At 49.0% G+C, this 26,452-nt stretch carries 24 protein-coding genes; 12 read left to right on the top strand and 12 right to left on the bottom strand.

The window, feature by feature from the left end:
• Nucleotides 1-57: 57 nt before the first annotated feature.
• From ACG2F4_RS09870 to ACG2F4_RS09855, 4 genes are all read left to right on the top strand, one after another.
• Nucleotides 58-915, top strand: a complete 858-nt coding sequence (locus tag ACG2F4_RS09870) for a carboxypeptidase-like regulatory domain-containing protein (RefSeq protein ID WP_395260279.1) — start codon at nt 58-60, stop codon at nt 913-915.
• A gap of 354 nt (nt 916-1,269) precedes the next feature.
• Nucleotides 1,270-1,938 (top strand): CDP-alcohol phosphatidyltransferase family protein, encoded by a 669-nt coding sequence (locus ACG2F4_RS09865; RefSeq protein WP_395260277.1) that lies wholly within the window; start codon nt 1,270-1,272, stop codon nt 1,936-1,938.
• Nucleotides 1,939-2,012: 74 nt separating this feature from the next.
• Nucleotides 2,013-2,195, top strand: coding sequence for a PspC domain-containing protein (locus ACG2F4_RS09860; protein WP_395260275.1), 183 nt, complete (start codon nt 2,013-2,015; stop codon nt 2,193-2,195).
• Nucleotides 2,196-2,301: 106 nt separating this feature from the next.
• Entirely contained in the window at nt 2,302-3,150 is an 849-nt protein-coding gene (locus ACG2F4_RS09855; protein ID WP_395260273.1) for a hypothetical protein, read from the top strand.
• A 16-nt stretch (nt 3,151-3,166) separates the two neighbouring features.
• Here ACG2F4_RS09855 and ACG2F4_RS09850 read toward each other — a convergent pair whose 3' ends face one another.
• The 5 genes from ACG2F4_RS09850 to ACG2F4_RS09830 all read right to left on the bottom strand — a co-directional run bounded on the left by ACG2F4_RS09850 (nt 3,167) and on the right by ACG2F4_RS09830 (nt 10,202).
• On the bottom strand, nt 3,167-4,021 hold the full coding sequence (locus tag ACG2F4_RS09850) for an SDR family oxidoreductase (protein ID WP_395260271.1): 855 nt from the start codon (nt 4,019-4,021) through the stop codon (nt 3,167-3,169).
• Nucleotides 4,022-4,215: 194 nt separating this feature from the next.
• Nucleotides 4,216-5,406 carry a thiolase family protein gene (locus ACG2F4_RS09845; RefSeq protein WP_395260269.1) on the bottom strand — a complete coding sequence of 397 codons (1,191 nt, stop codon included), beginning with the start codon at nt 5,404-5,406 and terminating at the stop codon, nt 4,216-4,218.
• Between the two features lie 35 nt (nt 5,407-5,441).
• Nucleotides 5,442-5,792, bottom strand: coding sequence for a four helix bundle protein (locus ACG2F4_RS09840; protein WP_395260268.1), 351 nt, complete (start codon nt 5,790-5,792; stop codon nt 5,442-5,444).
• Nucleotides 5,793-5,894: 102 nt separating this feature from the next.
• Nucleotides 5,895-8,264, bottom strand: coding sequence for a 3-hydroxyacyl-CoA dehydrogenase/enoyl-CoA hydratase family protein (locus ACG2F4_RS09835; RefSeq protein ID WP_395260265.1), 2,370 nt, complete (start codon nt 8,262-8,264; stop codon nt 5,895-5,897).
• Nucleotides 8,265-8,414: 150 nt separating this feature from the next.
• Nucleotides 8,415-10,202, bottom strand: a complete 1,788-nt coding sequence (locus ACG2F4_RS09830; protein ID WP_395260263.1) for an AMP-dependent synthetase/ligase — start codon at nt 10,200-10,202, stop codon at nt 8,415-8,417.
• A 169-nt stretch (nt 10,203-10,371) separates the two neighbouring features.
• Here ACG2F4_RS09830 and ACG2F4_RS09825 point away from each other — a divergent pair, with 169 nt between their 5' ends.
• A complete protein-coding gene (locus tag ACG2F4_RS09825) occupies nt 10,372-10,809 on the top strand; it encodes a hotdog fold thioesterase (RefSeq protein ID WP_395260262.1) in 438 nt (145 codons plus the stop codon).
• A 62-nt stretch (nt 10,810-10,871) separates the two neighbouring features.
• Here the strand turns inward: ACG2F4_RS09825 and ACG2F4_RS09820 are convergent, their stop codons facing one another.
• Nucleotides 10,872-11,597 (bottom strand): hypothetical protein, encoded by a 726-nt coding sequence (locus ACG2F4_RS09820; protein ID WP_395260261.1) that lies wholly within the window; start codon nt 11,595-11,597, stop codon nt 10,872-10,874.
• Between the two features lie 288 nt (nt 11,598-11,885).
• Here ACG2F4_RS09820 and ACG2F4_RS09815 point away from each other — a divergent pair, with 288 nt between their 5' ends.
• On the top strand, nt 11,886-12,719 hold the full coding sequence (locus tag ACG2F4_RS09815; protein ID WP_395260259.1) for a protein-L-isoaspartate(D-aspartate) O-methyltransferase: 834 nt from the start codon (nt 11,886-11,888) through the stop codon (nt 12,717-12,719).
• A gap of 263 nt (nt 12,720-12,982) precedes the next feature.
• Here ACG2F4_RS09815 and ACG2F4_RS09810 read toward each other — a convergent pair whose 3' ends face one another.
• Together ACG2F4_RS09810 and ACG2F4_RS09805 are read right to left on the bottom strand one after the other, a co-directional pair.
• Nucleotides 12,983-13,801, bottom strand: coding sequence for a class I SAM-dependent methyltransferase (locus ACG2F4_RS09810; protein WP_395260257.1), 819 nt, complete (start codon nt 13,799-13,801; stop codon nt 12,983-12,985).
• Nucleotides 13,798-14,325: an OsmC family protein gene (locus tag ACG2F4_RS09805; protein WP_395260254.1), complete on the bottom strand. Its 528-nt coding sequence runs from the start codon at nt 14,323-14,325 to the stop codon at nt 13,798-13,800. The genes ACG2F4_RS09810 and ACG2F4_RS09805 overlap by 4 nt, the downstream gene beginning before the upstream one ends.
• Before the next feature lie 351 nt (nt 14,326-14,676).
• Between ACG2F4_RS09805 and ACG2F4_RS09800 the strand changes: the two genes are divergently transcribed.
• From ACG2F4_RS09800 to ACG2F4_RS09785, 4 genes are all read left to right on the top strand, one after another.
• Entirely contained in the window at nt 14,677-15,879 is a 1,203-nt protein-coding gene (locus ACG2F4_RS09800; protein WP_395260252.1) for a 3-hydroxyacyl-CoA dehydrogenase NAD-binding domain-containing protein, read from the top strand.
• Nucleotides 15,880-16,153: 274 nt separating this feature from the next.
• A complete protein-coding gene (locus ACG2F4_RS09795) occupies nt 16,154-16,927 on the top strand; it encodes an enoyl-CoA hydratase/isomerase family protein (RefSeq protein WP_395260250.1) in 774 nt (257 codons plus the stop codon).
• A gap of 193 nt (nt 16,928-17,120) precedes the next feature.
• Nucleotides 17,121-18,497: a sulfatase gene (locus tag ACG2F4_RS09790; RefSeq protein WP_395260247.1), complete on the top strand. Its 1,377-nt coding sequence runs from the start codon at nt 17,121-17,123 to the stop codon at nt 18,495-18,497.
• 281 nt (nt 18,498-18,778) lie between these two features.
• Nucleotides 18,779-19,486: a DNA alkylation repair protein gene (locus ACG2F4_RS09785; protein ID WP_395260246.1), complete on the top strand. Its 708-nt coding sequence runs from the start codon at nt 18,779-18,781 to the stop codon at nt 19,484-19,486.
• 60 nt (nt 19,487-19,546) lie between these two features.
• Here ACG2F4_RS09785 and ACG2F4_RS09780 read toward each other — a convergent pair whose 3' ends face one another.
• Nucleotides 19,547-21,379 (bottom strand): sensor histidine kinase, encoded by a 1,833-nt coding sequence (locus ACG2F4_RS09780; protein ID WP_395260244.1) that lies wholly within the window; start codon nt 21,377-21,379, stop codon nt 19,547-19,549.
• Between the two features lie 275 nt (nt 21,380-21,654).
• The gene (gene hisC / locus ACG2F4_RS09775; RefSeq protein WP_395260415.1) at nt 21,655-22,779 is read right to left on the bottom strand and encodes a histidinol-phosphate transaminase; all 1,125 of its coding nucleotides are present in this window, start codon (nt 22,777-22,779) and stop codon (nt 21,655-21,657) included.
• A 301-nt stretch (nt 22,780-23,080) separates the two neighbouring features.
• On the opposite strand from hisC, the gene ACG2F4_RS09770 reads away from it, so the two are divergent.
• The gene (locus tag ACG2F4_RS09770; protein ID WP_395260243.1) at nt 23,081-23,770 is read left to right on the top strand and encodes an SDR family NAD(P)-dependent oxidoreductase; all 690 of its coding nucleotides are present in this window, start codon (nt 23,081-23,083) and stop codon (nt 23,768-23,770) included.
• A 101-nt stretch (nt 23,771-23,871) separates the two neighbouring features.
• Nucleotides 23,872-24,552 (top strand): hypothetical protein, encoded by a 681-nt coding sequence (locus ACG2F4_RS09765; RefSeq protein WP_395260242.1) that lies wholly within the window; start codon nt 23,872-23,874, stop codon nt 24,550-24,552.
• On the opposite strand, the gene ACG2F4_RS09760 is transcribed toward ACG2F4_RS09765, so the two are convergent.
• Nucleotides 24,553-25,461, bottom strand: a complete 909-nt coding sequence (locus ACG2F4_RS09760) for an SGNH/GDSL hydrolase family protein (RefSeq protein WP_395260240.1) — start codon at nt 25,459-25,461, stop codon at nt 24,553-24,555.
• Nucleotides 25,462-25,525: 64 nt separating this feature from the next.
• Nucleotides 25,526-26,227 (bottom strand): SIR2 family NAD-dependent protein deacylase, encoded by a 702-nt coding sequence (locus tag ACG2F4_RS09755; RefSeq protein WP_395260239.1) that lies wholly within the window; start codon nt 26,225-26,227, stop codon nt 25,526-25,528.
• Between the last annotated feature and the right edge of the window lie 225 nt (nt 26,228-26,452).

The raw sequence follows: 26,452 nt of genomic DNA, 5'->3' as shown, positions 1-26,452 counted from the left end.
CCATCGCTGTGGGAGTTGCCGATTCAGTGGACCTAACACAACCAATAAATAACTGACTTGTTCGACCTTATAAATACCGGAAGCTGGGGACTGCAAACATTCTTGCAGGTCTTTGTGCTGTGGATGGTGCTCGCCGCGATAACCTGGGCGTCGCTGACCTTTTACAAGAACAGAACGTGGTTTACGACCCATTCCAACCTCCGCATAGCACTGCTGGTCGCAATCCCGGCAACCCTTCTCATTTTATCAGGAATGATGTTTTTGGGAGATAATATCTCAACGCCAACAAAAAAATCAGCGCAGATTCGCTACATCACCAGCCCGGTCATGCTGGTGGCAGATACCGCAGATACACCCTCATTTGAGTGCATAAACACCGAACAGCACCAGTACAGTGACAGCACCAGACCCAAAGTGATTGTACAATTTGATCTCCAGTATAGGAGCGGTCCTGAATCCTATCGAATTCTGAAGGGAATCGAAGGAGCCATCGACGAGCAGGCCCTGCGCTGCTTCCGGCAGATTCGCTTAACACAGATTGGAGCTGATCAGCAATCAAGGCGGGTGAATTATGCCATTCCTGTGGAATATGAACAATTGACACAGGAACGGACCCATTTTGACAACAGCGAGAACGGCCCGGCATTTATAGAAACCGAAAAGCTGCCCGGCAAAAACCTGGCACTCCAGGTAAATGCACATGAAAAACCCGGCGTAATTTCCGGAAAATTGCTACATGGAGACCCCAAAAAGCCGCTTCCCAATGCAGATATCGTGCTCAATGGCACGCAAACGTGGACTGTGACCGACGAGGAGGGAGAATTCTACCTGGATAATCTGCCGTCCGGCCTGCAGCAGTTCGATGTCAATTATCTCGGCCACACCATCGGGCACATGCAGATACGAGTAAACTAGCGCCATGTCGACCATAATAATTCAGGTTTGCCGGAACGCAGATGGCACGGATACTGCGGATAGACCGCAGGGTAGGTGTTCCAACAGTCCCTTCAAATGATCTGTCCCTGCAAGTATCAGCCTGATTGGTGGTAGCCGCGTTCTGCCAGTTACATCCGAAATCCGGGATTTGACACGACACTATTGTTTTTACCGGCTGACAATTGTACTAATTCTTCCCCAACCTGTCTCGCAGCTTGCAAATTCATCATTTATTGTAAAAAGTGGGACTATAAAGGTTCTTCTTTTTTTATTTTATTTAGATGAACCCATATTAAGATCTACTTGTATCTTATAATATTACAACGGCTTAGTGTGAATATACTTGCATATGGTGTGCATCTGCTAACGGCTGTCGGAGCGGCACTGGGATTATGGGCAATCATTTTAATTTATGATGGCTACTTTCAATGGGCGTTATGGATATTGGCCCTTTCGGTGCTCATTGATGCGGTCGACGGAACGTTGGCCCGTGCAACCAACATAAAAACCGAGGCACCAAAAATCGATGGAGCGTTGATGGATAATATCATCGATTTTATTATCTGGACTATAGCTCCTCTTCTCTGGGCATATGCCGCTTTACAGATTCCACCCTGGATTTTGCTGGCCTGCGCCCTGAGCAGCATCCTCGGGTTTTCGAACACCCGGGCCAAAACGTCCGACAACTTTTTTCTTGGCTTTCCCTCCTACTGGAATATCGTCGTTTTTTATCTTTTCCTGCTTGATCTTCCCACCGCTTTTTCTTCCGGTATTTTGCTGCTTTTCGCCGCTGGTACGTTTATGCCCGTAAAATTCATCTATCCAACCAAAACAGCCCGCTTTAAAAAGTGGAACATTATGCTGGGAGGATTGTTTTTCATACAGATGCTGTTGCTGCTCTACTTTTTTGATGATTCCTCCCCATTTTTGATCTACAGCTCTTTTTTGTACCCTGTTTATTATTTTGGTTTATCTTTTTACCTGAACCTCGAAAAGAATTGAAACAAAGACCGAAACCATACGTAAGGAAAGCTACAACGGCTTACAAAACAACTAACGATTATCTTTATCTTCTTATGGGAGCACGACTATCCAAATCCAGAACAGACAAAATGATTGCCGGCGTATGTGGTGGAATAGCTGACTATCTCGGCTGGGACCCTACAATTGTACGTATTATATTCGTAGTGCTAACCGTGATGGGATGGGGCAGTCCTGTTTTACTCTATTTCATTCTTGCTCTAGTCATGCCCGACTGACCGCCGGATCCTCCCCGCTGTTCCGCAAGAAGCAGACTCTTCAGTTGAAATTCAACCGGTATTTGCGGATAATGGCTTTTTCAGAGCCCAGCTAAGCAATACCACTATGAAAATCGGAATTATTGGAACTGCAGAGCGCGCTGTCGCGTGGGAAAAAAACATGGGACAGCATCCTTCTGTCAGTGAAGTGATTATCACGCGCTCGCTTGACGATCTTGGTACCGCCGACGCCTGCGTGATTATTGACGAATCCGATACCAACCTCGATACCCTGATGGAGGCGGTAAAAGCGGGTTATCACTGCTTCCTCGTTTCCAGGCTTCCCCGGAAGCTCCCAAATATTGAAAAAATATACCATGCATCCGAAGAGTCGAATGTCGCGGTTCAGTTCAGCCACTGGCCTTCTCTCGCGCCCGCTTCGCAATGGATGATCCAAAAAATTCAGAAGCCCCACTTTATCCAGATCATACGTGAAATCGGGCACACCGACTTCCTGGAACGCGACAATATTCCCTCCTACTACTGGATCGACGAACTTGCTTTTTGCATTAAATGGATGAAAGGGGCGATCCACCAGGTAGACGTCAACCAAACGAAGCAGGCGGCCCGCCTAGGTGGTGCCACCCATATTTTCCTGCGTTTCGAGAGCGGAAGTACGGCCAACATTTTTGTAAATACAGCCTCGCACAGAAATAACCATATCCGCATGGCCTCAGACGCCTCATACATTTTGGATTGCGACATCCTTGAACAAAAGGGACGTATCGGGAAGGTAAGCGACGGCGATCGTCTCTTTTTCCAGAAAAAACTATTTGACGCCTCCCGTTCTGCCGAACTGGCCTCGTCGCAATTCCTCAAAGCGATACAACTCAATAGACCTACTCCTTTTGGTGCTTATGACCTCTACCGTACACTGAAGGTTGTGGATAAAATTGGCAAGAAGCTGACTCTATAGTAGGTGGTACAGAATGTTATTCCGTTGACCTCATCCGGGCAAATAACTTCTTCAGTTGGTCACGCGGTCCAAGCTGATCTATAAAGTTGAACTGCCCGGCTCCCAGCCGCTCTCCCCCGTCAATAGTGACGCATTCCCCTGTTATGTACACCGCCATATCCGACATCAGGAACGCAGCCAGATTAGCAAGTTCTTCATGCTCGCCGAATCTGCCAGCGGGAATTTTGGAGAGAAACGTTTCCACGGCATCTTCATCAGGCAGCAGTCTTGACCATGCTCCTTCGGTGGGAAACGGTCCCGGAGCGATGGCATTGAGCCTGATCCCGTAGGTGGCCCATTCATACGCCAGCGACCGCGTCATAGTGAGAACGCCCGCCTTGCCACACGCCGAGGGCAGCACAAAGGCCGATCCCGTCGATTCCGCATACGTCGTTACAATATTGAGGATATTGCCTTTCCTCTCGTTATCGATCAGGTAATTTCCAAACAGATGCGTGCAGTTAAACGAACCATGCAATACAATATCGACCACAGCTTTAAATCCGCCGGGCGTCAGATCCTCAGAAGCCGCCAGGAAGTTCCCGGCGGCATTATTTACGAGACCCGTCATCTCTCCAAAGTCATCAATAATACTGTGGATCATCTCTTTCACGCGGTCATAATCCCGGACATCCGCCACGTAATATTTCACCTCACCCTCCCCACTCTTTTCGATCTCTTTTACCGCATTTTGCAGCTTCTCTTCCGTGCGACCACAGATCGCAATATTGGCACCCAGGGAAGCAAACTTTTGGGCCATGCTTAATCCAAGACCGCTTCCCCCGCCGGTGATGAGGATGGTTTGGTGTTCAAGCGTATCAGGGGTGAACATAGATTTTTTAGTTGATCAATTAATGAAATGTTAATTTAATACTCATTAACCCATTGTTAGTCATCTCGAACGGAGTGAGAGATCTTTTGTCTATCGAGCTCGCTCCCATAAAGCTTTCTCCCTTGCGGTCGAAATGACACGTTGATATAAACAGCGAATAGTTTGGCATTTGGAATTCGTGATTTAAGAAATTCCTACGCCAGGTTTTCGAAAATACCCGCCGCGCCCATTCCTCCGCCCACACACATGGTAACCAGTCCATAGCGGGAACCGCGCCGTTTCATTTCATAGAGGATCTGCGTGCTCAGCTTCGCACCAGTGCAGCCGAGGGGATGTCCCATGGCTATGGCTCCACCGTTTACATTTACAATTTCGGGATCAAGGTCCAGCTCCCGAATGACGGCCAGTGACTGGGATGCAAAGGCTTCGTTCAGCTCTATAATGTCGATATCGTTTTTATTGAGACCGGTTTGCTTTAACACTTTGGGCACAGCCTCTACCGGACCGATACCCATGATCTCCGGCGGCACCCCAGCCACGGAAAACCCGACAAACCGAGCCAGGGGTTCCAGTTCCAGCTCTTCGGCTTTTTCCCGGCTCATCACGATGACGGCAGAAGCAGCGTCGTTCATCTGCGAGGAGTTGCCGGCGGTTACGGTTCCACCCTGTTTAAAGACGGGCCTCAGGTTAGCCAGCACGTCTTCAGAAGTATCTTTGCGCGGACCTTCATCCACCTCAAACAGGAAGCTGTTTTCTTCCATCTCCCCGTCGGCCGTGACCATCTTTTCGGTGACCTCAATCGGTACAATCTGCTCTTCAAAACGGTTTTCTTCCCATGCCTCAATCGCCCGCTTATGGCTCCTGTAGGCAAAGGCGTCTTGGTCTTCCCGGCTGATCTCATACTTTTCGGCCACATTTTCCGCCGTTAGTCCCATGCTGATATAGACCTCGGGGTAATTGTCCACCAGTTCGGGATTGGGTCGCAGCGTATGGCCGCCCATCGGCACCATCGACATGGTTTCGACGCCACCCGCAATGATCGCATCGGCATTGCCGGCCATGATGCGCTCGGCGGCCTGGGCGATGGTCTGCAGCCCGGAAGAACAGAACCGGTTCACAGTGGCGGCGGGCACAGAAGGCGGCAGTCCCCCCAGCAATGCACACTGGCGAGCCACATTCATTCCCTGCGATGCTTCCGGGAAGGCACAGCCCATGATCACATCATCCACCATCTCTGGCTTGAGTGAGGGCGCCCGCTGCAGCAGTGACTTGATCACTTCTCCCCCCAATGTATCGGGATAGGTAAAGCGGAGTGATCCTTTGTTTGCTTTTCCGGTTGGCGTTCTGGCGGCAGCAACGATTACAGGCTCGTTTTTTTTAGTCATGGGGCGTGTGTCTTGGGTCGTGAGTTTTAGAGGCTTTATTCTAGTTTTTGGCTTAGCGAATAAATCATTTTTTGTAGTGTAGTTACTTCATCTAAGAGGTCCTTATTTTCTGATTCATCAATGAAATTTAGATTCTCAGCAATGATCAATTGGGTTTCCAATTCATAAGAGGATCCGTAAGCAATACTTAAAAAATGCTTGAACTGACTATTGGAACCTCTGCCCGCTCCTTCTGCAATATTTGAGCCGATTGAAACAGCACATCTTCTCAACTGGGAAACTAATCCATACTTTTCTTCATCCGGGAACTCAACAGTTACTTCGTATATCTGGGAAGCTAGTTCTACAGCCCGTTTCCAAATATCCAAATTTTTAAATCGATTCATAGCCTATGTGATCTTAAGTTAGGTTTAACACCTAATAAATCCCTTTCGAGCAGAATCCTTACAAAATTTTTTTACTCACGACTCAAGACCCACAACTCATGACTAATTCCTAAGCGGTTTCCCTTTCTTCAGCATGTGATCGATGCGGGCGTGGGTGCGTTCGTCTTCGAGGAGCTCCATAAACACCTCGCGCTCCAGCTTCAGGATGTAGGACTCCGGTACCTCCTGCGGTTCGCTGAGATCGCCGCCGCTCATCACCCAGGCCAGCTTTTCGGCCACCACCTTGTCATAATCGGTGATCCAGCCGGATTCGTGCATAATGTAAAGCATGAGCTTGAGGCCGCTGAGCCCCTCACGGCCCTGCACCTTGATCTTGGGTCGAAACGGTGGACGATAGCCCTGATCCGCCAGCGTTTTCGCCTCCTCTTTGGCCGCCGTCAGCAGCAGGTCGCGGTTCATGACAATCATATCCGACTCCTTCAGGTAACCATAATCACGGGCCTTGGCAGCACTGCTAGAAACTTTGGCCATTCCCATCGTCTTGAAAACCTCTTTGATGTAGGGCAGCGGATCCGAGCGATCCTCCTCCGTCACCCGCTGCATGGCCCGCCGCAGCATCTCTTTCGTGCCCCCGCCCGCGGGAATTAACCCCACGCCGACCTCCACCAGGCCGGCATACAGTTCATGATGGGCGACCACACTGTCTGCATGTAAAACGAACTCTACACCGCCTCCCAGGGTACGCCCGAACGGGGCCACCACCACCGGGAACGGCTGGTATCGCAGGCCGACCACCACATCCTGGAAATTCCTGGCTCCCCGGCGGACGCGCTCCTTGTCGCCCTGCTGCCACGCCTGCATCGCTTCCATGAGGTTGGCACCGTAAGTGAAGCTATCCTCGTCGTGGCCGATGACCAGTGCATCGAAATCCTGCTTTACCTTATCGCAGGATTCCCCCAGCGTTTCAATCAGTTCGAAGCCGAGCGTTTGCCGTCGGGTGCGGAACTCGAACAGGGCTACGCCATCGCCCATGTCGTACAGGCCGGCACTTTTGTTACCCAGTACTTCTTTGTTCTCGGATTTCAGATGGGCCACCTTCAGCGCTCCTTCGGCAGGCGGACTCAGCGGCTCGATCGCCCCCGTCGCCAAGTTATATACCGTGCCCTCATCCTTGTCATAAAACTGCTCACGGCCGGACTCCAGCATCCGTAACACGGGAACCGGAACTTTGCGATTCTCTTCCTGCATACGGGCCACCGACTCCGCCACGCCTATGGCATCCCATCGCTCAAATGGACCCAGTTCCCAGTTGAAACCCCACTTCATCGCGTTGTCTATGGCCTCCAGGGAATCGGTTATTTCGGGTATTCGGTTGGCGGCATACAACAGCAGATCGCAGTGAATCTCCCACAGGAAATTTCCGGCCTTGTCATCCTGGTTGACCAAGTATTTCAGTCGCTCACCGGATGTTTTAAATTTCTCTTTGGCTTTGTTCGTACTCTCAAACTCCGGGTCGATCTGCGATTCATATTCGTGCGTTTCCGGATCTATGACTTTGTATTCCTTCCCGGAATCGGTCTGCACTTTTTTATAAAAGCCCTTTCCGGCCTTGTTTCCGTGTTTGCCCTCCTCCACCATTTTCCGAAACGACTCGGGCAGCTTGAATACCTCGCGCCGCTCATCATCCGGGATGGCGGGATAGAGATTCTCGGCTACGTGGTGGATGATATCGAGCCCGGACATATCGGCGGTGCGGAAGGTGGCGGCTTTGGAGTAGCCGGTGATGGTGCCGGTCAGGAAGTCGATCTCCTCCGCCCGGAACGTACCGTCAAAAAACCAGGGCATGATGCTGGCCATCGAAAAGATGCCGATCCGGTTGGCGATAAAGTTCGGGGTGTCCTTGCAGCGGACCACCCCCTTGCCCAGCGTCTTCTCCCCGAAACGGGTCATAAAATCGACCACAGCATCTGAAGTTGTTTCAGTGGGAATAACCTCCAGCAGCTTCATATAGCGGGGCGGATTGAAAAAGTGTGTGCCCAGGAAGTGCTGCTGAAATTCCTCCGAGCAGCCTTCACTTATTTTGCTAATCGGCAGCCCGGAGGTGTTGGAACTTATGATGGTACTGCCCGACCGCACCTCATCCAGCTGCCCCATCATCTTCTTCTTGATATCCATTTTCTCAACGATCGCCTCACAAATCCAGTCGCAGTCGACCAGCTTGTCGAAATCATCTTCAAAATTACCTGGCTGAATCTGCTTGCTGTATTCCGGCAACGCCAGTGGTGCGGGGTTCATCTCCCCCAGCTTTTTGATGCTCTCTTTGGCAATTTTGTTGGGATCACCATCCTCGTTTTTAAGATCCAGCAGCAGCACTTCCAAGCCGGCATTTACACAATGCGCGGCTATCTGGCTGCCCATGGTTCCTGACCCGAGTACGGCTACTTTCTGAATAGTGTACTTTTTCGTGCTCATTATTTCTGCTTTTACTTTTCTTTTTTCAATCCATCGATCCAGTGATAAATGTTCGATGGGTGTTCAATTTGATTATCCTCAGAATGTCTCGAAAAAACTGACCTGTTTTAACATTCCACGCAACGTTAGATGCAGCTCCTTTCCTCTTACCTAATCATCCTCCTCATACATGGAATCGATCTGCCCGGCATACCGTTCGTCGATGACCGAGCGCTTTACTTTGTGCGTAGGCGTCAGCTCACCGGCATCCACCGTGAACGGTTCATCCAGCAGTACAAACTTTTTAATTTTCTCCCATTCGGAGAGTCCACGGTTCACTTTATCGACCTCGCGCTGGATTATCTCCCGAACCTGTGAATCTGTACTGAGATCGTCCGGGATCTCTTTTCCCCTGCTTTTCAAGCGTTTCTTGATATTATCGTAGCTTGGGATGATCAGCGCAGAACAAAATTTTCGCTGAAATCCCACCACCACCGCCTGTTCGATAAAGCCGCTGTTGATGAGGCCGGTTTCAATTGGCTGCGGAGCCACATACTTACCCGTAGAGAGCTTGAATACCGACTTTTTCCGGTCCGTAATAAACAGGTAACCGTCCTCCATTTTGCCTACGTCACCGGTTTTCAGCCACCCGTCTTCGGTCAACGTTTCCCGGGTCTGTTCTTCACTTTGGAAATATCCCTGCATAATATTGGGACCTCTGGCCCAAATTTCTCCGTCATCGGCAATTTGGACTTCCACATTACTCAGCGGGCGACCTGAAGAGCCCACACGCATGTGCTTGGGATCCGTAGTGGAGATCACCGGTGAGGATTCGGTGAGCCCGTAGCCCTGACCGCAGTACAGCCCGATGGCATTCATAAATCGAAATATACTGGGGGAAAGAGCAGCCCCCCCGCTGATCATCCCGATCAGGCGTCCTCCGAAAAGATCCCGAATTTTAGAATACACCAGCTTGTCGGCCAGCTTATGCAACCACTTGTTGAGCCCGCGAGGCGGATGTTCAGGATCATATTTTTCGGCTCGTTTTATTCCCCAGTAGTAAATCTGTTTTTTAACTCCGCTGAATTCCTGTCCCTTGACCTTGATCCCGGTTTGGATTTTTTCGAGCAGCCGCGGTATGGTGGCAAAGAAGTACGGCTTTACATATTCGAAATCATCCCGGATCTCACTAATATCTTCCACATAGTGAACAGGGTACCCCATATGCAGGTACATATACGATATAAGCCGTTCAAATACATGGGAAAGCGGCAGGTAGGAGAGCATCCGCTGCCCGATATCCGGGTTAATTTCAAATGGAACGCGCTCCATGCAGGCCTGCAGGTTGGAGGCGATGTTGTTGTGGGTCAACATCACGCCCTTGGGGCGTCCCGTCGTCCCCGAGGTGTAAATCAGGGTAGCCAGGTCTTCGGGATCGACCTGGGCCTGAAGCTCTTCCAGCAGTCCGGGGTTTTTTTCCGCGGCTTCTTTTCCCTGCTGCAGAACGGAATCAAACGACTTCAATTTCTGGTGTCTGGATCCGAGAATGGAGATCACCGCTTCAACCGTACCGATATTTTTAATGATCGGCTTGGTCTCGGCAAAAAGTTCATCGTTCGAGACGATGTGGACCTTTGTAGCCGAGTTTTCAAGAATAAATTTAATCTGTTTGCCCGCCTGTGTTGTGTAGATGGGAACATTCACAGCCCCGAGGGAAAGAATTGCCTGGTCACAAATGAGCCATTCGGCGCTATTTTCAGAGTGGATACTCACGCGATCACCCTTTTCAACACCCAGTTCGTGCAGGCCGTATGCAAAATGCCGGACCTTCTGCGTAAACTCTTCAGGACTGGTATTGATCCACTCTCCCTGCCGCTTGGTTGAAATTAAGACATCGGTCTTGTTTCGATTCAGCCCCTCCTTGATGAGCTGCAAAATGGTGGTCGGATCATAACCCATAGATGTAGTTTTTACTTAACCTTTACCCCTATTCATAAGTTACAAGAAAGTTTAACTTTTAAAAGCTTAATATGAATTCCCATATTAGCGTGTATCTTCAAAGAAGTGTCAAAACGATGTTCTAACAACATAAAATTTCATAACCTAACCCCTGTTATCCAGATCTCTTATGTTTATCGATGATGGTATAAAAAAACGCGTTGATCAATTCCTGAACCTCTCCGAACCCAACATGGGAGATGCCCTGGGTATTGAATTTACCTCCTTCAAACCGGATGAAGTCAAGGCAACCATGCCGGTGGATGAAAATACGGTGCAGCCGTTTGGCATTTTGCACGGCGGGGCTTCGGTGGCGCTGGCAGAGACGCTGGCCTCCATTGGGGCCTGGCTGAACGTGAAGGATGATTCCAAAACTGCCGTAGGCATCGAGATCAATGCCAATCACCTGCGCAGCGTTAAAAAAGGCAGTCGCGTCATGGGGACGGCCACGCCGGTTCACATCGGCCGGAGCGTGCAGGTGTGGGAAACAGCTATTGAAACGGAAGAGGGCAAGCTGGCTTGCATATCACGCTGCACGCTGGCGATTGTGGACAGAGGTGAGAGGTGAGACGTAAGATGTGAGACGGGAGATGATTGTGAGTGGTTGCCCTGTCACATATTCGGTAGTTATCAGGAAGCTTCGGCAAGCTGCTGCATCAGTTTTCGTTTGACGACCGGGAAAATAGTTTCGTTGAAAGGGAAATCCAGTTTAGTTTGAAAGCTGTAGGTCGCCGGGTTGGGCAGCTTTTGATTCTCCCTGATCAGCTCCAGCTTGATCGAATTGGGAGAAAGAAGTACCTGTCCCTGGTGAAGCGCTTTCAAAAACGCGGTTTTCAGGGCGCGGTATTCGTCCTGGGCACTCTCAAATATTGATACCTCATACTCAAAAAGCAACAACTTGGCTTCTTCGTTGTCGGGCACAAAAAAGTACCCCTCGTCCAGGTAGTTTGGCAGGATTCCAACCTCCTCTATCCTGATCTCTTCATCCACATACTCGTAAAGTGCTTTCCCTTCTTCAATTTTAGCCTCTATATGGGGAATAGCCCATTCAATGAGATCCTCAACCCTGGACAGGTCCGATCCATCCACAAACACCACCTCATGCTCAATAATTTTGTTCACCAGGTCGATATTTTTGATCCGTTTGGGAAAGTCATTGCGCAGATCCTCCAACCTTTTTTTAATATCGAGCAGCGTGGTACGCAGCTCTATAAGATCACTCAAATGGGGATAGATCCGGTTGTGCTGGAAATCTTCTGAAATGGTTTTCAGGGATGCCAACACTTTATATTGCCGCATTTCAAAATCAGATTGTACCTGCGTAAAAAGATCCAGATTGAGTGTATTCCTGCTCATAGAAACCTCCTGCGGATGATTATGAAGAGCTCAGATTTGCTGTAACCTGTCTATACTTTATCCAATAACGACCAAATGAGCAAATTATTTATAATTCATAATACCTAAATAAATTATCATCAATCAGCTGTTCAAAGTAAATTATAGACTTCATCGACACTTTTTTTATAAAAAAATTATACATAAAAAGATATTGTAAACTTTCTGCTGTAGCATCTTCTTTTCCTGATGAATGGTTTGAAACAACCTTCTGTTTGTCAATACAAATGCTAACAACAAGTGGGTATTATGGAAACAGGATCCAAACTCTTTTTCCTTCTCCTCCTGCCGTTCCTGGGAACGGTTGCCATTTCCCTCACTGGTGTTGTGGCGTCAACTGCCTACTCAGATCAAGCCGGCCGGCCAGATTTACATTCCGGATATGAACTTGTACCGGATGGGGCCGCCATTGATACGGTAACGTGGAACCGACCCCGGTTCAGGGAACGGCAGGAAGAACGAAATAACCTTGTTCGCCAGGTTAAACAGCAGGGCATTGACAACGAGCGGGTAATCGATGCAATGCGCCATGTACCCCGCCACCTTTTTGTGCCGGAGTCCCGCAGAGAGCAGGCTTACCAGAACCGTCCCCTGCCGATCGGTAACAATCAAACCATCTCCCAGCCCTACATTGTAGCTTTCATGACCCAGCTTTTGGATATTCAGCCGGGAGACCAAGTGTTGGAGATCGGTACCGGCAGCGGGTACCAGGCAGCCGTTTTATCCGAGTTGACACCCAACGTATTTACCATCGAAATTATCGAAGAACTGGGCAAACGCGCACGGGAACGGTTTGACAATCTGGGCTACAGTACTATTCAGACAAAAATCGGGGACGGATACAAGGGATGGCCCGAACATGCCCCGTTTGACGGCATCATGATCACCGCCGCGGCTCCGGAAATTCCCAGGCCGCTGATCAACCAATTGAGGCCGGGCGGAATACTGGTCATGCCCTACGGTGAGCCGGGGGGCTTCCAGGTTTTGATCCGTGTCACAAAATCCGAAGAGGGGGAAATAAAGCGTGAGGAGATCTTGCCGGTTCGTTTTGTGCCGATGACGGGAGACGTGCAGGGAAACTAGCCTCCTTATTGGGTAATCAGGCCGAAAAATCACGGTAGCTCTTTTCCCGTAGCAGAATGTTCCCTTTTCTATGAGGTACTTTTCAGAACCTGCTATTTTGTTGGGAGGTGGTTTTAGCACCCTTTTAAACGGGAGGACAACTCTCAGAACGAGGAATAGAGGGTTTTGTAAAACCCTCTATGAGCAAAACGAACCCAAATAATCAGTGGCGGGGGATATGCTCACCTGGCTGCTTTTCCGGCATTCCAACATCTATCCCGTTCTCAGTATTTCAACCCTTTGGTCACCACAAATTCACCGGGAATATCATAGCCCTCCCCACTTTTAAACGGGAGGATAGACTCCAGGTATTCCTCGTGCACTTCCTCTTTGGTCTGCTCATCAAACTTGCGGTAGGCCAGGGCGACGGCTCCCCCGAGAAATGCCCCCACAATGGCATCTTTCCCAGTATCGTAGTGCAAATTCACTTCAAAGCGTTCTGATGTTACCTCAGCGAAACCAGCCTTGGCAAATGCATGGCGCAGCGTTTCTCCTGTTCCCAGTTGAAAAAAGAGCGGGCACACATCGGATTGCACGCGGCTGTCCACAATCGGAAAAATTCCGGCCCACCCGCAGGCCTTTCGCCGGCCCCAAACCAGGGCAGCCGCGCGACCTCCCGTTTTGACGACGCGATACATTTCCGATACGGCTTTATCCGGATCAGGATAGTACATCAAACCCAGTGAATTAACAGCCAGATCAAAAGAGGAATCCGGCAGATCCAGCTCTTCTGCATCCATCTGTTTAAACGTGACGTGCTCAAATCCCTTACGATCCGCTTCGATTGTCGCCTTTTCAATCATCCCTTCCGAAAGGTCGATACCAGTGACCGTTCCTTTTGGTCCGACGGTTTTCGCAAGCGGAAATGTGACCAACCCCGTGCCGCACGAAATATCCAACACCTTTTCCCCTGCCTTTACTCCGGCGGTATCGAGCAGTCGCTGCTGGGCCGGCCAAAGCTGGTGCTGCCACCCATGTTCGTAGTGAGGAGATGAATAATCCCATCCGTATCGCTGAATTCTGCGCTGTAGTTCAGGTTTCATGAGGTGGTATGCTCCGTTGTTTTAATGGTTACGTGTCGCTCAACCGGCAAAGCACGCTTGAAATCATCCAGAACGGGACTGTGGCGGTCCGTATCTTCTATAAGTTGCATAATTTCCTCTTCAGGGGCCGGACTCTCGATATATACCTTGTAGCGAAGTGATCTGAATCCGGGTGGACGATCATCAATATAGAGCATACCCCGGGCGTCCAGTTCCGACTCCACGTCCACCTCAATCTTGTCGATCGGGATCTCCAGCACCGCGGCCCGCTGCGAATAGCCGATCGCCAGGCAACTGCCCAGGGCTCCGCGTTCCAGGATACCCGGTCCGGGCCCCGCGTCGTTGCCCCCCTCCGTCTTCCCGATATCCACCTTGAATTTCCAGTGCTTGTGTTCCACTTCGCACGTAGTGCCATCAAACAGCCGCACCCTGGTAACCACACTGCTTCTGGCTTTTGACGGACGTAGCTTTACCGCTTTCTGGTTGCGTTCAAAGGCTTCTTTTATCGTTTTTTGATCTGCCATGCTCCTCTCCTTTCTATCTGTATTTTTTATTCAAGAGTATTTAGTAAACCCTCCACACCTCCCTGGATGTCAAAGCAGTCAAAATGGTCTTTACACAAAAAATATCTTGGCAAGGGCTTTGAAAAACCATTTACACTACAAGCGGTACATGAATCAATGATCAATTTTAACTATTTATTCCAATAAATCAATGTTTTTAATGAATTTAAATATCTAACAACAACATCCTTGGTCCGCCTTTGAAACATCAGAAATTTGTTTAAAATCAGCGTTCGAATACAGCTACAGCCGCTTGTTGTATCCAGCGGCACAGCTTGTCATTGCAGCCAATCTTTGTATTTTGACCAATGAATGTCTCTTTTAAAAAAAGTATATATGACCCGCAAGCCGAGTAAAAAAGATCTGGTAGGCATCGTGGGAGCAGGAACCATGGGAACAGGCATAGCCCGGATCGCTGCCACATTTGGTCACAATGTCAGGCTTTATGACAGTTATCCCGACCAGTTGGGCAATGCTAAACATAATCTTCGCAACACTCTCCAGCAGCAGGTTGAAAAAGATCAGATCACCCAGCAGAAGGTCAACGATATCATGGAGCGAATTAATTTTTCGGAGGATATGACCGGTTTCGCAAGCTGTCGCCTGGTTATAGAAGCGGTGCCGGAGGATCTCGAAATTAAACGGGATGTATTCAGACGGATAGAAGGGATCGTTCCGAACGACTGCATACTGGCTACCAACACCTCTTCTCTGTCGATAGCTTCAATTTCATCTGCCCTCAAGAGACCCGGAAGGTTCTTGGGTATACACTTCTTCAACCCGGCTCCGCGCAGCGCCCTTGTAGAAATCATTGCCGGTATTGCCAGCGACCGTCAGCCGGTTGAAACTGCCCGGCATCTTATGGAACAATGGGGTAAAACCACGGTTGCCAGCAGGGATACTCCCGGCTTTATTGTCAACCGGGTGGGGCGTCCATTTTACGGGGAGGCCCTGCGGCAGCTTGAAGAGGGAGTGGCAGACATCTCCACTATAGACTGGGCTATGAAAGAGATCGGGGGATTTGCAATGGGGCCGTTTGAACGGATGGACCTTGTCGGCAATGATATCAACTACAAAGTGACAAAATCGATATTTGAGGCATTTTACTACGATCCCCGCTTCAAGCCGTCGTTTACCCAGAAACGGATGATGGAAGCGGGATACCTGGGCCAAAAAAGCGGCAAGGGATTTTATGAGTACGGCAGAAATGCGACCCGACCCACCCCGGTTAGAGATCGGGACCTTGGCAAAAAAATTGCAGATCGAATTTTAGTTATGCTGATCAATGAGGCAGCAGATGCAGTATTTATGAACATCGCATCGGTGGAAGAGATAGATCTGGCAATGCGCCTGGGAGCGAACTATCCCAAAGGGCTGCTGGAATGGGCAGATGAAAAGGGATTGAAAAATGTACTGGACCAGCTGACAGCTCTCCATGTAGAGTACCGGGAAGACCGGTACCGGCCCAATCCCCTGATCAAGCACAAAGTTAGAAATGAAGATACGTTTTGTTAAATGCGGCACCCGGTATAGCCGTTTAAACCACTTAACAGCACTGAAATTATGAAAAGTTATTATCCGGGACCTTTGCAAAGCCTACAATTGTTGGGAGGTGGTTGTACCACCAACCTTATTGACTTTTAAACGGGAGGTGCAACTCCCTCGGAACGAGGAATTTAGAATTTTGCAAAGTTCTCTGCCTGTACCTCACACAGAATACGCAGCCTCCTGAAAGCAGGCTGGCTCCGAAAATATCGGGTAACAGCATTAAACATAAATATCTTGTACCATGTCTACCCAGGGAAGTGTTACCACTGACATCACCAACCGCATTGCCACTATTACATTTCAGCATCCCAAGGGAAACGCTCTGACCCGGAAAACCCTGGAAGAGCTGGAACAAGCCATAACCAGTGTTGGAAATGACCGCGACATCCGGGTCGTTGTGATACATAGCGAAGGGGACGGGGCTTTTTGCGGTGGAGCCTATTTCGAAGAGCTTATGAAAATCTCCACTTATGAGGAGGGGAAACGGTTTTTTATGGGATTTGCCCGTGTCATAAACGCCATGCGGAAGTGCCCGAAGCTGATTATTGCGCGGGTCCAGGGAAAGGCCGTTGGCGGTGGAGTCGGAATCGCTGCAGCTGCCGACCACGTGCTGGCCCACCCGTCGGCAGCGGTTAAACTGAGTGAGCTGGCCCTGGGAATCGGCCCTTTTGTGGTGGAACCAGCTATTTGTCGTAAAATCGGGAAGTCCGGTTTCAGCACACTTGCAATAGATGCCACCCACTGGTACAAGGCAGAATGGGCCCGTAAAAAGGGCTTGTACGCCGATATTCTTGACTCCATCGACCAACTTGACCACGCTGTATTCGAACTGGCAGAAAAGCTGGCTAAAAGCAATCCGGAAGCGATACGGGAACTCAAAAAAATATTCTGGAGCGGTACTGAACACTGGGACACCCTCCTGGAAGAACAGGCCGAAATTAGTGGCCGGCTTGTACTTTCGGAGTACACGCGCAACTACATCGATAACGCTAAAAATGGCAATACCGGGGAATAGCTTTAGCAACTAGACATGCGGCCAACGCGCACTACCGATTACACTTGGTATTCCCGCCAGGGTTTTCCAGCTGTATATTAAATATTAAAGCTCATTGCCATTGCGGTTTCAGTTTGAATGGCTATTTTAGATCAAAAGTCAGGGGAAAGACTTGCAAAAAGGTAATGTTAAGCTAAAACAGGGATAATCGATTATGAAATCAGGGCTCCAAATTCGACGACAGGCCATCCATCTGATCTTTGCCATCACTCTCATTGCTTCATGGGGTTGTAACAATACCCAGACAGAATCCACCGGTACCTCACCTCCCAATATCGTTATTCTCTTTGCCGATGATATGGGGTACGGGGATTTGAGCAGCTATGGACATCCAACAATACACACTCCAAATATTGACCGCCTCGTGGAGCAGGGAGTCCGGTTTACCTCTTTCGTAACCGGGTCCTGGTGCGTCCCTTCCCGTACCCAGCTGATTACTGGTCGTTATATGCCACGGGTGGAATTCGGCGGCGGCACGGGCTCCGATGGAACGGGTGGCTTGCCTGATGATGAGTTAACACTGGCTGAAGCGCTCAAGAATGCCGGATATTCCACCGGCATGGCCGGCAAATGGCATTTGGGCTATAAAGAGTCAACATTTCTGCCGCCAAACCAGGGATTTGATTCCTGGTTTGGACTGCCCTACTCCAACGACTATCGCAAGCCGTGGGTACAAACCGAGGAACCCCTGGCGCTTTATCGCGATACGACCATTGTGGAGCACCCGATCAATCAGCAAACCCTGACGACCCGGTATACCGAGGAGGCTGTCAGCTTTATTGATGCCAGCTCCGAAGATGAAAAGCCCTTTTTCTTCTACCTTGCCTATAACATGCCCCACCTTCCGATCCACACGGCCGAGCGTTTCCGGGGGCAGTCCGGCGGCGGCTTTTATGGTGATGTCATCGAAACGATCGACTGGAGTGTTGGCCAGGTTCTGGCTGCCCTGGAAAAGCAGGGCGTTGCAGAAAACACCATCGTATTCTTTGCCTCCGACAATGGTCCCTGGCTGAACCTGCCGGATCGCATGCTGCAGGAGGGCAACAAACCGTGGCATCAGGGCACGCCGGGACTGCTTCGACAATCGAAAGCGACCACCTATGAAGGAGGGGCACGGGTTCCCGCCCTGATACGTTGGCCGGCCGGCATTCCGGCACAACCGGCAACCGACGAACTTGTGGCAAGTCCCGATATCTACCGAACGCTGATTGAGGTGGGGGGCGGCGAGCTGCCCGAACACCCGGTTGACGGTTACAACATCATGCCTTTCCTGCGGGGAGAGGAAGACCGTTCTCCCCGTGATGAGTATCTCTATATTTTACGCGATCGGCTTGAGGCGATGCGAAAAGGGAAATGGAAACTGCGGCTGGTGGAGGATGATCCGCAGCTTTTTGACTTGCAAAATGATCCCGGCGAACGGTTTAATCGCGCGGAAGACTTTCCCCAGATCGTCGAAGAAATCGGGAGTGAGATGAGACAACGGGCAAACGAACTGGAGATCGAAATTCCCGGCCTGAATGCGGAAGAGTGACCTTGAGGCGCTCGGTTTTCTTTTCGCAAAGGTTCAATATCCCTGTATTTTCATGTTCGAGGAGTGCTTTGGGGACCCTGTCCAAAGCGGTAAGCCCCATTTATAAGCTGCCTTCCTCCCTTGAGCAGGAGAACAGGAGGATAAACCTGGCATGGCATTAGATTTGATACAGGACTAAAATAGGTTGGCAACTGGTAAACGCCTTAGAGTCATTATAAACGTAATATCAACCGAGTAACTGTTATTACCGGTTCTGACAATCCAGCAACCCCTTCACCTTCATGGACTGCAAAACAGTACAGAGTAAACTGAGAGCTCAAGCGGACCAGAGTGTTGCTGAACATTCCCGACGCTTCTTCAAAACGGGACCGGGAGAATATGGTGAAGGGGATCGATTCCTCGGGTTGCGGGTTCCCCTCCAACGAAAAATTGCACGATCCCACCAAACATTGCCCATGGAAGAGACAGAACGGCTTCTGCAATCCGAATTCCACGAAGAGCGGTTGACAGCGCTGTTCATTTTGGTTTACAAGTTTGAAAAGGGCGGGAATCAGAAACGGGAAGCGATCTACCGGTGCTACCTGCGAAACCTTGAACAGGTCAACAACTGGGACCTGGTAGACAGCTCCGCACCAAAAATTATGGGTCCCTACCTGGAACAGCGGGATCGGTCGATATTATATCGACTTGCAAAATCGAACAACCTTTGGAGACGGCGTATCGCCATGATAAGCTGCATGCATTTCATCAGGAAGGGCGATTTTGAGGATGCCCTGAACATTGCCCGCATATTACGCGATGATACCCATGATCTGATCCAAAAAGCGGTCGGGTGGATGTTGCGGGAGATCGGCCATATCGATATTAAAGTTGAAGAACAATTCCTGAAGGAAAACCGATACCGGGAACTGCCCCGTACCCTGTTGCGCTACGCCATTGAAAAGTTCCCGGAGGAAAAGCGCCAGGCCTACCTTTCAGGAAATATGTAATTTAGTCCGCATAACATAATCGTACCACGTTTCCAGAAGTTTACCTTTCCGCCCCCCGGACTAAACGACCTCCTCAGGAACAAAATTAAACTCGATATTGGCCCCATTGCTGTTATATATCTCAATTTCGGCATCCAGCTGTTTTACAAGTGTATTTATAATCGACATCCCGAGACTCTCTTTTGCCTCGTGAGTGAACTCTTCGGGAAAACCGCTGCCGTTGTCGCTGACCAGCACAAATACTTTACCCCCCCGCTTCTTTATGTCGATCGATATTTTCCCTTTTCCATTCGAACTGAAGGCGTGTTTATAAGCGTTCACCACTAATTCATTTATCAGTAGGGAACAGGGGATCGCCTGGTTGATATTGAGCGCCACAGTTTCCAGGCTGGTCTCAATTGAAATATCGCGCTCGTCATTGACATAAGTGCTGCCGATAGCCTGCAACAGGTCGCGGATATATTTGTCAAATTCAATATATGACAGGTTTTCCGACTGGTACAGTTTTTCATGTACAAGCGCGATAGACTGCACCCGCAGCTGGCTGTCCCGGAGGACGGTTTCCGCCGCCTCGTTATCGGTTTCCCAGATCTGCATCTGCAACATCCCCGATATGACGGCAAGATTGTTTTTTACGCGGTGATGGATCTCCGCCAGCAAAATTTCTTTTTCCTTCAGGGATTTTTTTACCTGTCGCTCGGCTTCTTTGCGATCGGTGATATCGCTGGCAAGACAGACAAGTCCCTTCATTGAACCATCTGCGTTGAGCATAACCGCCTTGGAAAAATTGACCGGTACCGTATCGCCCCCTTTTGTAACGTATGCTATCTCAAAACTATCTATTTCCTTGTCAGTCTTGATGCCTTTTATCCGTTCCTGCTCTTCCTGGTTAAACAACATATCAAGCGGCTGACCTATTAGCTCCTCTTCTGCATACCCAAGCATAACCCGCGTGGCCGAATTGACTCTCCGGATACGGTAGTCACTGTCCGTTACAACCAATGCATCCGCCATGGATTCAATAATATTGTCAACGTATTCCTTGGAAAACGTTATTTTGCTTAGATTCTCTGCCATGCGGTTGAATTCGGCCGCCAGTGCACCGATCTCATCATTTGAATCTATCCTGATCCGCTCGCCGAGGCGACCTTCGCCGATCCGTTTCGCTGTTTGACTCAATTTTTGCAGCGGGGTAGCAATAGACTGGTACAGGTAAAACGCCAGGGCGATGGAAATCAACAAGGTACCGATGGTGGCTATCGCCAGCATTTGTCCGACAAACTCCAGCCTGGAATTAAGCATGGTAATCTGCTGGTCCATATTTTGGCGACTCAAGACCCGAACCTGCTCAATCAGGGGAATCAGGTTGGACCGGAAATAGGGCTCCACGGTAACACTCAAAAATTCTCTGCCATCCTCGAAGCTTACTGAGGCCAAATTAAAAAGCTCGGTTATAAGTGACCGATAGATATTAAATCGGTTTTCCAGGCTATACAAAACCTCCAGCAGCTCCTCATGGTCTTTGTGGTGTTCGTCTACGGCCGCCATGTGGCTTTCTAAAATATGCTGGGCGGAATCCAGGCGGATGCTAAAATCCTCGAGTGAACCCTTTACCTCTTTGCTTGCCGTTTCCGCCCGAATTTGAAAATTGGAGGTATCAATCCGGATACTCTGATTATACCGTTTATCCAGGAAATACTGGGCATTCAGCAGGCTGTGGTACAGCTTTAACCCCATCTCCCCGGAGTAGTTCAGCTCAAGAACTGCCTGTTCGCTCTCTTCGACAAGCTGATCTTTAATCTGCTGGTTGTAGTACTGAGAAAAGAGTCCGATCCCGGCCAGCAATAACGCTACAAAGCTAAAACTCAGTATAAGCTTGGTACTTAATTTCATGCAAACAGGAGCTTCAAGCTAAAAATAGACCCTGAAAGTGGGGGTTATATGAGTATGAAAAGAGCACAATCAGTGTATCGATATGGGAGATAAAAAGCCATCGTATATCAGATACTAAGGATAATTTAATGTCGGCAGGAATCCTAATAAAACGCCACGCAGATTTTTATGTTACCTGATTTTTACCAAAAAATACCCCGTTCCGGGCAGTTCCGCCAATTCTCTGTTTTCTTGTTGCAAAAATTCCGCTATTCCCAATACCGTTGCAGAATGTATCACATACTGTTTTTTAAAAATATCTTGTCGAACAGATCCAGAAAGCTGTCTTCAAAATGGTCTACCTCTTCTTTTCTCCCCAGCGTAACCCGAATACAGTTCGGAAGTCCAAATCCTGCCAGCCGCCGCACAATTACTCCCTTTTTCAGCATCTCAAGTGTAAAGTTCCGGGCGGTTCGTTCATCAGGCAATACCATCATCACAAAGTTTGCGACGGAAGGGAGATAGGATATACCATAGCGGTCAAATATGGAGTAGAGCCGACGTTTGCCTTGCTCCACCATTTCCCTGCTCTTTTCCAGGAATGCGCTATCATCGAAGGCTGCAGATGCAGCGACCTGAGCCAGCGCAGTAGCCTCAAATGTAAGCTTTGTTTTTAACATCATGTCGATCAGATTCCGATGGCCAATTCCATACCCAATACGGAATCCCGCGAGACCGTACGCCTTGGAGAAGGTTCGGAGCGTAAGCAGGTTATCGAAATCGTAATCCAGCGAGTCCGGATAGTCATCACGGATCCGGGCATATTCATAGTAGGCCTCATCCATTACCACCAGGATGTCATCCGGAACTTGCTGCATAAATGTCTCAAACTCCTTTTTTGAAATATAGGTGCCGGTGGGATTATTGGGATTGGCAATATAGATCAGCTTGGTTTGCCCGGTAATGGCTCCGGCAATGGCGGGGAGATCGAATCGGTAATCATTGGTTTGCGAAACTTTGCGGCAAGGAACATTTTCTACGTTGGCATAAACATAAAAATTGGCAAACGTATGCTCAGATGTGAGCGCGGCTTCATCTTCTCCAAAAAACGTGCGGCACAGGTTCGCGATGAGACTTTCAGATCCGTATCCCAGTATGACATTTTCGGGAACGATTCCGTTGCGTTCGGCGATTTTTGCCCTGAGTTTCCGGGCAACTGGATCAGGATAATTGTTGATCCCGTTGAACGCTTTTTCCACTACAGGCCATACGTTCTTGCTGCAGCCCAGCCGGTTCTCATTTGACGCCAGTTTTGAGATCCGCGGAGGATCATAGTTTTTTTTAATCTCCTCCACGGTTTTTCCCGGTTTATAGGGAATCAAATGTTGTATATGTGAGGGCACAAGCGGGCACTTGCTCATCAGGCGTTTCACATTTTTATTTTCTACTGGCTTTTTAGTAAGCCAATATCTTTAATTTACCCTTTTAAACCAAGAAGGCATCACCGGCATGTCAAGATTATTTTTTTACCAGAAAAATCCCTGTTAACTTTACGGCAAATTCTGATACTTCCATTTTCCACCAAAAAACTTTTACATTTTAAATCTTTATATCTATGCTCTGTACTTTGGTTTTATATTCGTCAAGGTGAAAGAAATGAGAACATCCTTTTTCAACGTTCTTTATTACATTCGGATTTCCAATTTTAGCAAACATTAATCTATGAATATCGTTGTTACAGGCGCCAGCCGGGGTATTGGCTATGCCACCGTTAAGGAATTAGCCACGGCGGGTCACTCGGTCATTGGCACAGCCCGCAGCGCGGAACCGCTCACTCAACTGGCACAAGAAGTGCCGGGTAAAATCAGCACGTTTACCGCCGATCTTACTGACGAAGAAAGTGTCGATCACTTGTCGGAACAGATCACCAGTACCTTTGCCGGCGTAGACGTTTTGATCAACAACGCGGGAGGGCTTGTCAACAGATCGTTTGAAGAATTGACCATCCATGATTGGCAAAAGATGATTGAGGTGAACCTGTTTTCGGCCGTTCGGTTAACCAAGTCGGTACTGCCTCTACTTTCCGCGGGTTCCCATATCGTCAACATCAGCAGCATGGGAGGATTCCAGGGCAGTTCAAAGTTTCCGGGACTTTCGGCGTACAGCGTTGCCAAGGGCGCACTGGTTACATTGACAGAGTGCCTTTCGGCAGAACTGGCAGACCGCGACATAAGTGCCAATGCCCTTTGCCTGGGTGCCGTTGAAACAGAAATGTTCAACGCCGCTTTTCCCGATTTTGAAGCCCCGGTTAACGCCACGCAGATGGGCAGCTATCTCGCCGATTTTGCCGTGAATGGAGCAACTTATTATAACGGGAAGGTACTACCTGTTGCCCTTTCTGATCCAGGCTGACTAGAAGTCCTTCACCACAAAGTTCAAAAAATGGGAATGAAGGTCCATATTTACTACCTTTGACCACATTATTTAACGCATCAAATTAATGAATCAGAGTCGTGAAAAATAACCATCTGCTGATTTCTGTTTTCACATTTTTATTGGCCGCTTTTTTTAACGTAGCTTCTCCACAGGCTCAAACCATTAAGCTGCTCGGCGGCAATACCCTGAACGGTGCAGTAAATGGTACCATTCTGGGAGGTGCCACCATGGCCCTGCAAAACTCAAATGATTTTGATCCCTTGAGGGTGGGACTTGGTGGCGGGACGCTTTACGGCCTGACGGTTGGAATATACGACATCTCAGAAGCTTCAAAAGGACAGCAGTACTACGTTTCGGGGACCTTCAATGACGGTGACAACTCAACAATTCTGGTATTGCTGGATACCTTTTACGGGGCGGCCGGCGGGGCTGTTATCGCGACCTCCTTCAATCTTATTGCCAATCGGTCAATTGAAGAGGGGCTTCAGTATGGAGCCGGGATTGGCGCCTGGGCCGGATTTGGCTTTGGACTTGTCGATGCTTTTGTGCTTGCTGAACGTGCCGGAGATTTTCAGTCATCGGCTTCGGGAGCAGCGCCGCCCCGCAGTGGACTGCTTACCATCCGTGATAACCAATCGGGCTACCTCATCGGGCTGATCAGTCCCTCAGCCTATAAACTGCCGGAAATGGATAACGATGACATATCAATACGAGTTGCCACAGCAATTGATTTTGTAAATCTGCAGATTCAGCTATAATTACTGATCGTTGAGATCATAGTCACGGGGAGGATCAAAGCTCGATCCCTCTACCTCGTCCGTTTTGGCAAGTACTTTTATCAGTTCTCTGACCGTATTCGAGTGACCGGAAAGCGACGGGTGTAACCCATCATTCATGAAGTTCCAGGCTTCCGGCTTCTCTTCACCCATCCTGTTTCCGCGTGGATCTACAATATATCCCTTTTTCCCACTTAAAATCTCCCGGTACCTCAGTAGGTCTTCGATATACACATTAAAATCGAACAGGCGGAAATCGTCCAGCATTTCAGAAAGTACCGGCGGAGGGCTCATCCATATAATAGGATTATCTGTCAATTCAGCCACTACATTTTCGATAGCATTGGTATTTTCCCAATACTCGGCCAACGGAACCAGCGTACGGTCCGGGGTTAAATTCATACGGGCAGCATCAAAAGTTCCGAGGGCAGCGATAACCCAGTCCGGTTCATGAGCTACTAAATCTCTGTTGAGACGACGCATGGCATCAGTCGTTGTATCATAGGAAACACCGCTGTTTACAAAGGTAAAATCTGCTTCTGGAACCGTCATTTCAAGGGCATAACCAAAAATACTGAACCAGCCCTGAAGATCGTCGGTAATCGAATCTCCAAGTGCAACAATCGTGTCATCGCTTTCAAATGGCAACTGATCAATCCACCGGGTTATATTTTCCTCTTCCAGGAGCTCCAGGGCCGCCTCTTTTGCATTTTGATCAAACTTTGTTCGATTTTCTTTCAGCTCCTGCTCTTCCAATCCCAACAATCCCGCCATTGCTTCTGTATTACGGATACCGGGTAACAGGGGATACCTTTTTTCAAGATTCAGGAATTGCAATAGATATGTCTCTAAAACCTCTTTCTCCTGTTTTGACGCCTTGGCGTTAGACATGGATCCTCTCACTTTGCAGTTAACTTATTACAGATAATGATATGGAACATAAGAATTTTGAAGCTCAATTTTCAGATTCATGCTGTTCCAACAGTTTTTCCACCAGTTGCGGGGTACCCTCCGCGGCTGATTTTTCGATATGCTGCCAGTCGTTATAGGTTGTCACCTCGGGGCGGGAGGGATCAATTATATACTTGGGAATCCTGGGAGAGGCGTAATCAACCAGTCCAGCTGCCGGATAAACCACCAGCGAAGTGCCAATTACAATTAAAATATCGGTTTCGGAAACTATTTGGGCCGCCTTCTCCATCTCAGGAACCATCTCCCCAAACCAAACAACATGGGGACGAAGCTGTGCTCCATCCTCAGCAGTATCACCCAACTCAATTTCTTCATTCCCAATTTCGTAAACAAGAAAACGGTCGTCCACACTACGTACCTTCGAGAGCTCCCCATGCAGATGCAATACATGGGATGATCCTGCTCTTTCATGAAGGTTGTCAACATTTTGCGTTATAATCGTAACATCAAAATACTTTTCCAGTCTGGATAAAGCCCGATGCCCTTCATTTGGTTCCACTTCATAGATCTGCCTTCTACGTTGATTATAAAATTCCAGGACCCGTTCAGGATCCTCCTCCCACGCCTGGACAGTGGCCACCTCCTGTATATTATATCCTTCCCACAGGCCGTCGGAACCACGGAAAGTTTGCAGGCCACTATCGGCACTCATTCCGGCACCTGTTAACACTGTGAGTTTCTTCATAGAATATAACTGTCCAGTGGATGATAGAACTTTTCAATAAATTTCTTCAGGATCACCCTTCATTTAAGCAGCTAGTTCAACGGCCGGGTTGGTCTCGGGCCCGTCCCCAATACAAACGGCCCTCCGCGTATGAGGCGGAGGGCCGTGGGGAAAAAAAAGAGGAGGCGAGGACCTACGCTTCCGCCTGCTGGCAGTACCATTGGCGCGGCAGGGCTTAACGGCCGT

Source organism: Halalkalibaculum sp. DA3122 (assembly GCF_043951865.1).
Taxonomy (GTDB): domain Bacteria; phylum Bacteroidota; class Rhodothermia; order Balneolales; family Balneolaceae; genus JAMQKA01.
Note: the sequence above shows the minus strand (reverse complement) of the source record. Positions and strands in the feature narration are given on the sequence as shown.